Origin of the sequence: Cellulomonas dongxiuzhuiae (assembly GCF_018623035.1) — a bacterium.
Classification (GTDB): domain Bacteria; phylum Actinomycetota; class Actinomycetes; order Actinomycetales; family Cellulomonadaceae; genus Cellulomonas; species Cellulomonas dongxiuzhuiae.
Window position 1 is genome coordinate 134,265 of sequence record NZ_CP076023.1, and the last position, 11,989, is coordinate 146,253.

10 protein-coding genes are annotated in these 11,989 nt (G+C 73.7%); 4 read left to right on the forward strand and 6 right to left on the reverse strand.

Annotated elements, in window-relative coordinates; translation table 11 throughout:
- Nucleotides 1-17 precede the first annotated feature (17 nt).
- Complete coding sequence (locus KKR89_RS00605; RefSeq protein ID WP_208196782.1) at nt 18-1,481, forward strand: flotillin family protein; 1,464 nt, start codon at nt 18-20, stop codon at nt 1,479-1,481.
- A 97-nt stretch (nt 1,482-1,578) separates the two neighbouring features.
- On the opposite strand, the gene KKR89_RS00610 is transcribed toward KKR89_RS00605, so the two are convergent.
- The gene (locus KKR89_RS00610) at nt 1,579-2,019 is read right to left on the reverse strand and encodes a nitroreductase family deazaflavin-dependent oxidoreductase (protein ID WP_208196783.1); all 441 of its coding nucleotides are present in this window, start codon (nt 2,017-2,019) and stop codon (nt 1,579-1,581) included.
- A 102-nt stretch (nt 2,020-2,121) separates the two neighbouring features.
- Between KKR89_RS00610 and KKR89_RS00615 the strand changes: the two genes are divergently transcribed.
- A complete protein-coding gene (locus KKR89_RS00615; protein ID WP_208196784.1) occupies nt 2,122-4,518 on the forward strand; it encodes a glycoside hydrolase family 31 protein in 2,397 nt (798 codons plus the stop codon).
- A 240-nt stretch (nt 4,519-4,758) separates the two neighbouring features.
- On the forward strand, nt 4,759-6,474 hold the full coding sequence (locus KKR89_RS00620) for an OmpA family protein (RefSeq protein WP_208196785.1): 1,716 nt from the start codon (nt 4,759-4,761) through the stop codon (nt 6,472-6,474).
- 133 nt (nt 6,475-6,607) lie between these two features.
- Here KKR89_RS00620 and KKR89_RS18455 read toward each other — a convergent pair whose 3' ends face one another.
- Nucleotides 6,608-6,742: a hypothetical protein gene (locus KKR89_RS18455; protein ID WP_255540148.1), complete on the reverse strand. Its 135-nt coding sequence runs from the start codon at nt 6,740-6,742 to the stop codon at nt 6,608-6,610.
- A gap of 415 nt (nt 6,743-7,157) precedes the next feature.
- On the opposite strand from KKR89_RS18455, the gene KKR89_RS00625 reads away from it, so the two are divergent.
- On the forward strand, nt 7,158-8,732 hold the full coding sequence (locus KKR89_RS00625) for a M20/M25/M40 family metallo-hydrolase (RefSeq protein WP_208196786.1): 1,575 nt from the start codon (nt 7,158-7,160) through the stop codon (nt 8,730-8,732).
- A gap of 420 nt (nt 8,733-9,152) precedes the next feature.
- Here the strand turns inward: KKR89_RS00625 and KKR89_RS00630 are convergent, their stop codons facing one another.
- The 4 genes from KKR89_RS00630 to KKR89_RS00645 all read right to left on the reverse strand — a co-directional run bounded on the left by KKR89_RS00630 (nt 9,153) and on the right by KKR89_RS00645 (nt 11,716).
- On the reverse strand, nt 9,153-9,365 hold the full coding sequence (locus tag KKR89_RS00630) for a helix-turn-helix transcriptional regulator (RefSeq protein WP_208196787.1): 213 nt from the start codon (nt 9,363-9,365) through the stop codon (nt 9,153-9,155).
- Nucleotides 9,366-9,408: 43 nt separating this feature from the next.
- The gene (locus KKR89_RS00635; RefSeq protein ID WP_208196788.1) at nt 9,409-10,299 is read right to left on the reverse strand and encodes an ABC transporter permease; all 891 of its coding nucleotides are present in this window, start codon (nt 10,297-10,299) and stop codon (nt 9,409-9,411) included.
- Nucleotides 10,296-11,207, reverse strand: a complete 912-nt coding sequence (locus KKR89_RS00640; protein ID WP_208196789.1) for an ABC transporter ATP-binding protein — start codon at nt 11,205-11,207, stop codon at nt 10,296-10,298. The genes KKR89_RS00635 and KKR89_RS00640 overlap by 4 nt, the downstream gene beginning before the upstream one ends.
- An 80-nt stretch (nt 11,208-11,287) precedes the next feature.
- A complete protein-coding gene (locus tag KKR89_RS00645) occupies nt 11,288-11,716 on the reverse strand; it encodes a VOC family protein (RefSeq protein ID WP_208196790.1) in 429 nt (142 codons plus the stop codon).
- Between the last annotated feature and the right edge of the window lie 273 nt (nt 11,717-11,989).

The window sequence follows — 11,989 nt, forward strand, 5'->3', positions numbered from 1 at the left end:
GGCTCAGCCGGGACACCATGGTCGACTTCTTTCAGGACGGTGCCACGATCCTGGCCGTCGGTGCGCTCGTCATCGCGTTCGTCGCGGTCATCGCGCTCATCACCAAGCGCATCCGGCGGGTGCCGCCCAACGAGGCGCTCGTCATCGTCGGGCGCGGGGCCGGCCGCAACGCAGCCGTCGACGGCGGGCAGCGCGTCGTCGTCGGTGGGCGTGTGTTCGTGTGGCCCGTGCTCCAGCAGGGCTTCCCGATCTCGCTCGAGCAGCGCCAGATCGGCATCACCGTCGAGGGCGTCGACAAGAACCGCATCAAGCTCGCCATCAAGGCGTCGATCAACTTCAAGGTCCGCGGCGACGAGGAGGGCGTGCGGCGCGCCGCGCAGCGCTTCCTGTCCCAGCAGGCGACGCTCAACGACGTCATCAAGGAGTCCCTCGAGGGCTCCCTGCGCGCGATCATCGGCGACATGACGATCGAGCAGATCATCAGCGACCGCAAGTCGCTGCAGGACGCCGTCGTCAGCTCCACCAAGTCCGACCTCGCCGAGCAGGGTCTGCAGGTCGACCTGCTCAACATCTCCGACATCTCGACGCCCGGCTCCGACTACCTGTCCAACCTGGGCCGCGCGGAGGCCGCGCGTGCCCGGCAGGTCGCCGAGGTCAAGGAGGCCGAGGCGCAGCAGGTCTCCGAGTTCGCGAAGATCCAGGCGATGGAGTCGATCGCCGAGCGCCAGCGCGACCTCGCGCTGAAGCAGGCGGGGATCAAGGCGGAGACCGACCGCGCCAACGCCGAGGCCAACGCGGCCGGGCAGCTCGCGCGTGCCGAGCAGGACAAGCTCGTGGCCCTGCAGGAGCGTGACGCGCTGGCCGAGAAGGCGAAGGTCACCGAGGAGCAGCTCGACATCGACATCCGCAAGCCGGCCGAGGCGTCCGCGTACGCCGCGGTGCAGCACGCCAACGCCGAGCGTGACGCCGCCAACGCGGCCGCCGAGGCGGACGCGTACCGCCGCATGAAGGTCGCCGAGGCGAACAAGATCGCCACGGTCCAGGACGCCGAGGCCGCGGCCGAGGCGACCATCCGCGCGGGCAACGCCGAGCGCGACCGTCAGCTCGCCGAGGCCAAGGCGCTCGAGGCGCTGGGTGCGGCCCGCGCGTCCGCCACCCGCGCCGAGGGTCTCGCGCAGGCCGACGCGACCCGCGCGCAGGCCGAGGCGCTGCGGGAGCAGGGCCAGGCCGTCCTCGCGCAGCAGGTCATCGCGCTGCTGCCGGAGATCGTCCGGGCCGCGGCCGAGCCCATCGGCTCGATCGACCAGCTCACGGTCGTCTCGACCGACGGGGCGTCGGCCATGACGCGGACCGTCGGCCAGGTGCTCGGCGAGGGCCAGGAGGTCATCAAGTCCCTCACGGGCCTGGACCTCCACGCGCTCATCGCCGGCATCGCGGACACGACGGTCGGGGCGAACGGGACGTCGAACCACTCGGCCTGACGCCGGCGTCCGCACGCGGGCACCACGACGACGCGCCCGGTCCCTCGCGGGGGACCGGGCGCGTCGTGCGTGGTGCGTCGTGCGTGGGGGAGCGGGCTCAGTCCTCGACGGGCGTGAGCACGAAGACGGGGATCTCGCGGTCCGTCTTCGCCTGGTACTCGTCGTACGCGGGCCACGTCGCGACCGCGCGCTGCCACCACACGGCGCGCTCGTCGCCCGTGGCGAGGTGCGCGTCGTAGTCCTTCTTCACGGGGCCGTCCTGCAGCTCGACGCGCGGGTTCGCCGTGAGGTTGTGAAACCACGTGGGGTGCTCCGGGGCGCCGCCCTTGGAGGCGACGACCGCGTACTCGCCCTCGTGCTCGACGCGCATGAGCGGCGTCTTGCGCAGCTTGCCGCTCTTCGCGCCGAGCGTGGTCAGGACGATGACGGGACGGCCGTTGAGCGTCGTGCCCTCGGTCCCTGCGGAGGACTCGTAGAGCTCGGCCTGCTGGCGGGCCCAGTCGTCGGGGCTGGGGGCGTACTCACCGGTGAGGGGCATGCAGGTCGCAACGCACGCCGTCCGCGTCCGATTCCCGCGCCCGCCGGCACGCGTGCGGGGCACGGGGTGCGGGGCCGCCGCCGGCCACGAAGGATGGACGGCATGGCACTCCCGACGCTGCCCACGCACCCCGTCGCCGACCCCGCCGCCGTCGTGCAGGGCGACCGCTACCGGATCACGGTCCTCACCGACGGCCTGCTGCGCCTCGAGCACTCCCCGGACGGGGTGTTCGAGGACCGCCCGTCGACGTTCGCGCTGCACCGCCGCCAGCCGGTCCCCGAGTTCCGGGTGGTCGACCGGGGCACGCACCTCGAGGTCGTCACGCGCCGGCTGCGGCTGACCTACGACAAGGGACCGTTCACCACCAGCGGCCTGTCGGTCGCGGTGCTGGGCGCGGTGACGACCTGGCACTCGGTGTGGCGCTACGGGCAGGACGACGACGGTCGCAACCTCGGCGGCACGGCGCGGACCCTCGACGAGGCGGACGGCGCGGTGCCGCTCGAGCCGGGCGTCGTCGGGCGCAACGGCTACGCGGTGATCGACGACTCGACGTCCCTGCTGCTCACGGACGACGGCTGGGTGGCCCCGCGGGACGACGCGCGCACCGACCTGTACGTCTTCGCGTACGGCCACGACCACGCCGAGGCCGTCCGGGCGCTGTACGCGGTCTCGGGCGCGCAGCCGGTCGTGCCGCGCTGGGCGCTCGGCAACTGGTGGAGCCGCTACCACCGCTACACCGCGGACGAGTACCTCGCGCTGCTGACCCGCTTCCGCGCCGCGGGCGTGCCGTTCTCGGTCGCGGTGCTCGACATGGACTGGCACGTGACGGACGTCGACGCCGCGATCGGCAGCGGCTGGACCGGGTACACGTGGGACCGCGAGCTGTTCCCCGACCCGGCCGCGTTCCTCGCCGACGTGCACGCGCGCGGGCTGCGCGTGACGCTCAACGTGCACCCCGCGGACGGCGTCGGCCCGCACGAAGAGGTGTACGAGGCGATGTGCGCGGCGCTCGGCCTGGATCCCTCGACGCGTGACCCGATCGCGTTCGACGTCACGGACGAGGCCTTCCTCACCGCGTACCTCGACGTGATGCACCGCGGGCTCGAGGCGGACGGCGTCGACTTCTGGTGGATCGACTGGCAGCAGGGCGCCCACTCGCGCGTCGCGGGCATCGACCCGCTGTGGATGCTCAACCACTTCCACTTCCTCGACAACGCGCGCGACGGTCGGCGCCCGCTGACCTTCTCGCGGTACGCCGGGCCCGGGTCGCACCGCTACCCGGTGGGGTTCTCGGGCGACGCGGTCATCTCGTGGGCGTCGCTGGCGTTCCAGCCGCACTTCACGGCGGCGGCCGCCAACATCGGCTACGGCTGGTGGAGCCACGACGTCGGCGGGCACATGTTCGGCGCCAAGGACGACGAGCTCGCGACCCGGTGGGTGCAGCTCGGGACGTTCTCGCCGGTGCTGCGGCTGCACTCGTCGCACAACCCGTTCCTGACCAAGGAGCCGTGGTCGTTCGGCCCCGAGCACGCCGCGGCGCAGACGGACTTCCTGCGCCTGCGCCACCGCCTCGTGCCGTACCTGCACACCATGAACCACCGCGCCGCGCGCGAGGGCGTGCCGCTCGTGACGCCGATGTACCACCGCTGGTCGCGGCACGCGGAGGCGTACCGCGTGCCCGGGCAGCTCGCGTTCGGGTCGCAGCTGCTGGTCGCGCCGGTGACGGCACCGCGCGACCCCGCGTCGGTGACGGCGGCCGTGCGCGCGTGGCTGCCCGAGGGCACGTGGGTCGACGTGCTGACGGGTCTGGTCTACGACGGCGGTCGCGAGCTCGTCCTGCACCGGGACCTGACGTCGGTCCCCGTCCTCGCCCCGGCGGGTGCCCTCGTGCCGCTCGACGCCGCCGACGTGCCCGGCGACGACCCGGTCGAGCCCGAGGCGCTCGAGGTGCTCGTGGTGGTCGGCGCCGACGGCGCGTTCACGCTCGTGGAGGACGACGGCACGGGCGACGGCCTCGACGAGTCGCGCGTCGCCCGCACGCCGCTGGTCTGGGACCAGGCGGCGGGCGTGCTGACGGTCGGGCCGGTCACGGGTGCGCACGGCTTCCTGCCCGCGACGCGGACGTGGACGGCGACGTTCCTGTCCGTGGCCGACGACGTCCGGCCCGGGACGACCGTCGAGGGTGGGGCGGTCGAGCCGGTCGTCGCGCGGACGGCCGACGGCCGCCTGCGCGTGACGGTGGCCGACGTGCCCGTCGACGCCACGCTGCGCGTCGGGCTGGGCGCGGCGCCTGCGCTGCGGCCCAACGACGTCGCGAGCCGGCTGCACGGGATCCTGGACGCCGCCCAGGTCGGGTACGAGCTCAAGAGCCGCGTGCTCGACGTGCTCACGTCGGCGCGTCCGCTGCACGTGCGGCTCTCGCACCTCGCGGCCCTCGACGTGCCGCCGGCCCTGCGCGCGGCGGTCGAGGAGGTCGTGCTGGCGCGCGCGACGGCGTGACGGGCGCCGCGCTCGTCCGTTGCCCCCGCACGCCGCCGCCGCGTCGACCCCCCACCCCGTTGGTGAGAGAGCAATCCGGTCGTGCCGGATCGCTCTCTCGCGGATGGGGGAGGGGATGTGGGGGCGGGTCCGGCTCGGGGGACGTGGTGTGCGCTGAACGGGTGAGCCTGTGGACGGTGAAATGCCCGGTCCGGACCTCTCGGGCATCATGGCGGCACCCCTCACCGCCTGGAGACCTACGTGCCCGCTGCCCGACGCCTCCGCCCGGTGCGCGCCGCCCTCGCCGTCGCGCTCGGTCTCGCGCTCGTCGCCTGCACAGGCGGTCACCCGGCCCCCGGTCCCGGCACCCCGACACCGACCGTCGACCCGGGCCCGCAGCCGGACGACGTCGTCGCGACGGCCGTGATCCCCGAGGGCGGCGTGGATCTCGAGCTGCGCGTGCACCCGCTCGTGCGCGCGGGTGAGCACGTGGTCCTGACGCTCGACCTCGTCCCCCTCGAGGAGATCGACGACAACGTCCACATCTTCGGCTTCGACGTGACGTCCTTCATCGCGGAGGGGAGGGCGCCGGTCAACGTCCGGCTCTTCGACCTCGCCGGCGACGTGGTCCACCACGTCGGCGCAGACGCCGAGGGTGAGCCCGTCGTCGCACCCGAGCACTGGGACCGGATCAGTACGGCGCACGGCACGCGCCTCCAGATGCCGTTCGCCGCACCGGCGGACGACGTAGAGGTGCTGTCCCTGCTGGTGCCCGGCGCCCCGCTGTTCGCGGAGGTGCCGATCATCGAGGGCGAGATCCCCCCGGCCGCGCACCCGGACGACGTGGCCGCCGCCGCGGACGCCGCCGCGACGGCGGCCGCGCTGGCCTCCGCGAGCCCGTCGGCCACCCCGGACGTCGAGGAGGTCGAGCCGCCCGAGGAGCTCGACCTCGACGCCGTCGTCAGCGCGCCGACGTTCCCGCTGGAGTCGACGAGCGCCGAGCTCCACGGTGCCGTGCGGACCGTCGAGTCCACGGAGCGGGTCGAGGTCACGCTCGGGTCCGACGTGCTGTTCGCGTTCGACTCGGCCGACCTGACGCCGGAGTCCGCGCAGGCCGTGACGCTGGTCGCGGAGCGGCTCGCGGAGCGGGAGTCGGGCACGGTCGAGGTCGTCGGCCACACCGACGACCAGGCGGACGACGCGTACAACCGCGACCTGTCGCGGCGACGCGCGCAGGCCGTCGCGGACGCGCTCGCGGCGCAGGTCAGCGGTTCGGGGCACCGCATGAAGGTCGACGGTCGCGGCGAGTCGGAACCGGTCGCGGACAACATGTCGGACGAGGGGCGGGCCCTCAACCGCCGGGTGACGGTGTCGCTCACGTCGAAGGTCGTCACGCGCACCGACGTCACGACGGAGGGGGAGCTGCCGCCCTTCGGCGCGCACGTCGGTACTGCGGGCACGCCGCTGCGCGTCGAGACGTACGCCCGCGTGTGGGAGGTCGACGCGACGGCCCGTCGGGTGCACGGCCACGTGGTCGTCGACCTGACCGTGCACGCCGCGGACGACGAGGACGGGCTGGGCTGGGCGGTGGGCTTCCTGCGCGGGTTCTCCTCGCACCGCGCCGGCGACACCGTCACGCCGCACGACATCACCGCCCGCGGCACGGTCCTGCAGGGCGCGTCCCGGTTGTTCCCGCTGGACTACCGCGTCGCGGAGAACGAGACGTGGCCGGACGGCGAGTGGTTCACCGCGTCGGACCTCGACGCCGGCCACTGGATCGACGGCCGCCAGACCCGGACGTACTCGTTCGTGTACCCGCGTCTCGACGTCGACACCGTGGTGTTCCAGGCAGGGACGGGCGTCACGTTCGACGACGACTTCCGCCTCGTCGACATCCCGGTCGCGCGCGAGGCCTCGGCACCCCGCGCCCCGAGCGCACACACCCCGAGTGCCACCACGCAGGACGCGACCCCCTGAGCGGCCCCGGGCGGGCTCACGTCAGCAGCGGGTGGACCGCGTAGACCAGCCCCACGAGGGCAGCCAGCCCGACGGTGACGCCCGACCAGACCAGCAGCCGGGCGATCCGGCGCGTGCGCCCCTCGTCCACGGCTCAGCCGACCAGCTGCACGACGAGCACGACGACGACCGCGACGACGAGCACGACGGTGAGGCCGACCAGGACGCGACGCAGCTGCTGGCGGCGGGACTCGTCGCCCCAGGGTTCGTGGTGACCGCTGCCCCGCATCGCGCACCTCGCCGGTCGTCGGGCTCGCGCTCCACTCTGCCCGCCGTCCCGCGGGTCCGCACCCGGTCGCGGCGGTCCGGCCGTCGGTGGCGGAGCCCCCCGACGCCGCCCGCCGCCCGCACGGGCACCTCGACCACCACGGTGCTGCGGGCGAGCGCGGACAGAGCGTCCTGCGCCGTCCTCGCGACGACGACGACCATGCCCTCGCGCTCGCCGGACGCGGGGCCGCCCGGCGACCAGCTCGACGGCTGCTGACGCGTGCTCGCCGCAGGACACGGCAGGTGCAAAGTCATGGGATGTCGTGACTTATCGGGCGTGATCGTTCACCGTGGGTCGTCGACGTCGTCCGGGCATCCCGCGGGCGGCGTCCCCCCACGGCCGACCAGCCGCGGACCCGCGACGAAGGGACACCACAGTGACAGCTCGACGCACCACCACCCTCGCCGGAGCGCTCGCCGTGCTCGTGCTCGGGACGAGCGCACTGCTCGCACCGCCCGCCACGGCCCACGGGCCAGGCGGCAAGCCCGGGCCCGGCCACGGGCCGGTGCACACGATCGACGCCGAGCGCTTCGCCCGTCAGGTCACGACGCGCGGCGTGTGGCGGCACCTCGAGGAGCTCCAGCGCATCGCGGACCGGAACGACGGCAACCGCGCCGCCCTCACCGAGGGCTACGAGGCGAGCGCCCGGTACGTCGAGCGCACCCTGCAGCGTGCCGGGTACACGACGACGCGCGACCCGTTCACGTTCGGCCTGGAGGTCGTCGACGCCGCGAGCCTGGCCCTCGGCACCGGTGAGACGTACGAGGTCGACCAGATGCTCTACGCACCCAGCTCGCCCGAGGGTGGCGTCACCGCGCCGGGCTCGTTGCCGACCGACACGACCGGCTGCACGGCCGACTCGTGGGCGGGCGTCGAGGTGACCGGCACGATCGCCGTCGTCAGCCGCGGGGTGTGCGCGTTCGCGGACAAGGCCGTGGCCGCCGAGGCTGCCGGCGCCGTGGGCGTCGTGGTCTACAACAACGTCGAGGAGCTGCTGTTCGGCACCCTCGGTGCGGAGGGCCTCGTGAGCGTGCCCGTCGCCGGCATGGGCCAGGCCGACGGGCTCGCCGTCGTCGAGGCCGTGGCGGCAGGCGTGACGCTGACCCTCGACACCCGGTTCCACACCGAGGAGCGCGAGAGCTTCAACGTCGTCGCCGAGACGCGCGCGGGCCGCGACGACAACGTCGTCATGCTCGGTGCGCACCTCGACGGTGTCGAGGAGGGCCCGGGGATGAACGACAACGGCAGCGGCTCGGCCGTCCTGCTCGAGGTCGCCGTGCAGCTCGCGAAGCAGAAGAAGCTGAACAACACCGTGCGGTTCGCGTGGTGGGGCGCCGAGGAGCTGGGGCTCATCGGCTCGACGGCGTACGTCGACGAGCTCGCGGGCCAGGAGGGTGAGCTCGACCGCATCGCCACGTACCTGAACTTCGACATGGTGGGCTCGCCCAACTACATCATCGGCGTGTACGACGCCGACCAGTCCACCTACGAGGCCCCGGTCGAGGTGCCGGAGGGTTCGGCGCAGACGGAGGCGGTCCTCACGGGGTGGTTCGACCGCACGGGCCAGCCGTGGGTCGACACGGAGTTCTCGGGCCGTTCGGACTACCAGGCGTTCATCCTCAACGGCGTCCCGGCGTCCGGCCTGTTCACCGGTGCGGACGACATCAAGACCGAGGAGGAGGTCGCGCTGTTCGGCGGGACCGCGGGCATCCGCCACGACCCGAACTACCACACGGTGGGCGACGACCTGTCGAACGTCAGCCGTGAGGCGATCGGCATCATGGCGCCGGCCGTCGCGTTCGCGACCGCGAGCCTCGCCACGGACACCTCGGCGATCAACGGGGTGTCGGGCCCTGGCGACCAGGGGCACCACCACGGCCCGTGGAAGCCGGGCAAGGGGCACGGTCACGGCCGCGGCCACGAGCACGGCACCCTGCAGCGGGCGTCCTGACGGCCGCTCGTCGTGACGCGCTGACGCGCGGGTGACCGGCGGCCCGGGTCCTCCAGGGGGCCCGGGTCGCCGCGCGTCCGGACGTCGGTGCGGCGTGACGGGCTGCCGCGGCGCGAGGCCGCCGGCAGGTGCCGCGGCGCGAGGCCGCGGTGGTGCGTCGTCGTTGGCGTGGCCGCCCAGCCCCGCAGGAGACGGGCGACATCTTGCTCCTTCGGGTGGGGTCTTGCCAAGCCCCTTCGTGACCTTTTCTTGACCTGCGGACGCCCGAGCGTCAAGTCGAGGTTCACGAGATGGTGGGAGATGATCCATTTGTAACAAAGATGTGAAGATCCTCACCCAAGCGAGACACGGCTCCGGGTCACGGAGCACTATCGAGGAGGCCGCCCAGCCTCGCGCCCAAGCCGGCGCTCCCCTCTCGCCTCACGCGCCGATGCGGGGGAACGGGTCCAGGGAGAACGCGACCTCGACAGGGACGTCGAAGAACGCAGCGATGCGCAGCGCCAGGTGCAGCGACGGGCTGTACTCGCCCCGCTCGAGGTACCCGACGGTCTGGTAGTGCACCCCCAGTGCGTCCGCGAGCTCGCGGCGGCTCACGCCGCGCTCGGCACGCAGCACCGCGATCCGGTTGTGCACGGACTCCCCGCCCGGTGACCGTCGGCGCGCCTCCTCGGTCACCTCAGCCGCGCAGGAGGGTCTCGAGGCGGTCCGCGAGCGCGCTCGCGGTCTGCCGGGCGGTCGACCGGCGCAGGACGACGGGCGCGGCGACGAGCCCGACGACGGCCCAGGCGACGAGCACGAGGGCGGCGACCTCGGGGTGCCACGCACCGCCGAGCTCGAGCGCCTCGGCGCCCGCCGGCAACGTCGTCGACCGCAGCCCGTGGGCGAGCCAGTACAGCGGGAACGCCTGGACGGCGCCGGACGCCCAGGGCGGCACGGTCTGGGCGCCGAAGACGCCGGAGAGGAACGCCAGGGCGACGACGGGTGCCATGACGAAGAGCATGACGCGTGTCGGGCGCGCGGCGAGGGCGCCGCCCACGATGCCGATCGGCAGCATCGCGAGGGTGCCCAGCAGCAGCCAGCCCGCGACGGCGACCCATCCGCCCGGTCCCTGGTGCATCGGGTCGCCGAGCAGGAACGGCCACGGCGCCAGCAGGATCACCAGCATGGGGACGGCGCCCAGCACCTGGCTGACGACGACGCCGACCGTGTACGTGGTCGTGCCGCGGGGTGTGGTGCGCATGCGGAGCACCGTGCCCTCCTCGACCTCGGTGGCGAGGGCGAAGGCGGGGCCCATGACCATGCCGAACAGGACGGTGGCGGCCAGGATGCCGGGCAGCGCGACGTCGGGGAGCGTCAGGCCGCCGCTCCCGGGGACGGTCGTGCCGCGCTGCGTCACGAGGTACACCAGGATCCCGATCCCGATCACGACGTTCCACCCCACGTCCTCGGGGTTGCGCAGCATGTGCCGGAACTCCGTGACGCCGCGGCGCAGCCCCAGGCGCACGGCCCAGGCGCGGGGGGACGGCGCGGTGCGGGCGGGCGGCGCCGTGCGTGCGGGCGTGCTCATCGCGTGACCTCCAGGTCCCGGTCCGCGGCGGCGGCCTCGTGCCGGCGGACGATGTCGAGGTACGCGTCCTCGAGGCTGGCGCGCACCACCTCGAGGTCGTCCACGCGGACGGTCGCGAGCAGCTGGCGCGTGAACGCGACCGGGTCGTGCGTGCTGTGCACGTGCCGGGCCCCGTCGGCGCTCCAGCGCACCTCGGACGGTCCGGCGACCTCCCGCGCGACGGCGGCGGGGCTGCCCGCGGCGACGATGCGACCGCCGGCGAGCAGCAGGATCCGGTCGGCGACCGTCTCGGCCTCCGTCAGGTCGTGCGTGGTGAGCAGGACGACGGTGCCGTCACGGTCCACGACCTCGTGGACGAGCTCGTGGAACTCGCGGCGCGCGGCGGGGTCGAGCCCGGCGGTCGGCTCGTCGAGGACGAGGAGGTCGGGCCGGCCGACAAGCCCGACGGCGACGTCGAGGCGGCGGCGCTGGCCGCCGGAGAGCGTCGACATGCGTTGGTCGGCCGCGTCGGTGAGCCCGACGCGCGCGAGCAGGTCGTCGACGTCCCGCGGTCGGGCGGACCGGTCGGTCGCGTACGGACGGTAGGTGTCGGCGAGCTGGCCGAGCAGCTCGCGCACCCGCCACCGGCGGTGGTCGCGCCACGACTGCAGGACGACGCCGATGCGTGCGCGCCAGGCGTCGTCGCCGTGCTCGGGGTCGGTGCCCAGCACGGTGACGTCGCCCGCGTCGCGGTGCCGGAATCCCTCGACGATCTCGACGGTGGTGGTCTTGCCGGCGCCGTTGGGTCCCAGCAGCGCGACGACCTCGCCGGGCGCGACGTCGAAGTCGATGCCGTCGAGGACGGTGTGCTCGCCGTACGCCATGCGCAGCCCCGCGACGTGCACGGCGGCACTCTCGAACCTGTTCATGTAGTAGATGTACTACGTGACGTCGTAGGTGCGCTATGGCGTTGGAGCGGTTTCACCCGGGTTCCGCGAGTGCGCGCCGGTCACCCCTGGCCCGGACCGGCGACGTTGACCATCCAGCCGACGCCGAACCTGTCCGTGCACATCCCGAACTCGTCGCCCCACGGAGCGACCTCCATCGGCACGCCCGGCGTCCCGCCCTCCGAGAGCCGCGCGAACACCGCCCGCAGCGCCTCGGCGTCCTGCGGACCGCCGAACAGCGCGACGGACGCCGAGGACTCGTCCGGGACGGGCATCCCCGCGGGTGTGTCCGACGCCATGAGGACGCCGCCGTCCGCAGGCAGCTCCAGCTGGGAGTGCATGATCTTGCCCGCGTCCGCGGTGTCCTGCGCCATGCCGTACTCGTCGAACGTGCTGAACGTCGGCTCGGCGCCGAAGACCTCGCCGTAGAACTCCATCGCGGCGCGGGCCTCGGTGCGGAAGTTCAGGTAGGGGCTGATGCGGGCGGTCATGTGGTCCTCCGGTTGCTCGGGCTGACACCAGGTACCGACCGCGTCGGCGGCCGTGAGTCACCGGGTGCGCCCGGCCCGCGTGTGGCGCGGTTAGGGTGATCGGGACCCCCTCGGAGGACCCCCATGTGCTACCCCACCCCCTGCCCGACGTGCGGCCTGGTCACCTGGGCCGGCTGCGGTGAGCACGTCGACTCCGTGCGCGCCCAGGTGCCCGACGCCCAGTGGTGCACCTGCGACGCCGAGGCTGTGACACCGACGCCTGTGGGTTGAGGG

Coding starts and splice junctions, on each gene's coding strand:
- KKR89_RS00605 (WP_208196782.1), top strand. CDS start 18: ATGGTCGACTTCTTTCAGGACGGTGCCACGATCCTGGCCGTCGGTGCG.
- KKR89_RS00610 (WP_208196783.1), bottom strand. CDS start 2,019: ATGCCCCTCACCGGTGAGTACGCCCCCAGCCCCGACGACTGGGCCCGC.
- KKR89_RS00615 (WP_208196784.1), top strand. CDS start 2,122: ATGGCACTCCCGACGCTGCCCACGCACCCCGTCGCCGACCCCGCCGCC.
- KKR89_RS18455 (WP_255540148.1), bottom strand. CDS start 6,742: ATGCGGGGCAGCGGTCACCACGAACCCTGGGGCGACGAGTCCCGCCGC.
- KKR89_RS00635 (WP_208196788.1), bottom strand. CDS start 10,299: ATGAGCACGCCCGCACGCACGGCGCCGCCCGCCCGCACCGCGCCGTCC.
- KKR89_RS00640 (WP_208196789.1), bottom strand. CDS start 11,207: ATGAACAGGTTCGAGAGTGCCGCCGTGCACGTCGCGGGGCTGCGCATG.
- KKR89_RS00645 (WP_208196790.1), bottom strand. CDS start 11,716: ATGACCGCCCGCATCAGCCCCTACCTGAACTTCCGCACCGAGGCCCGC.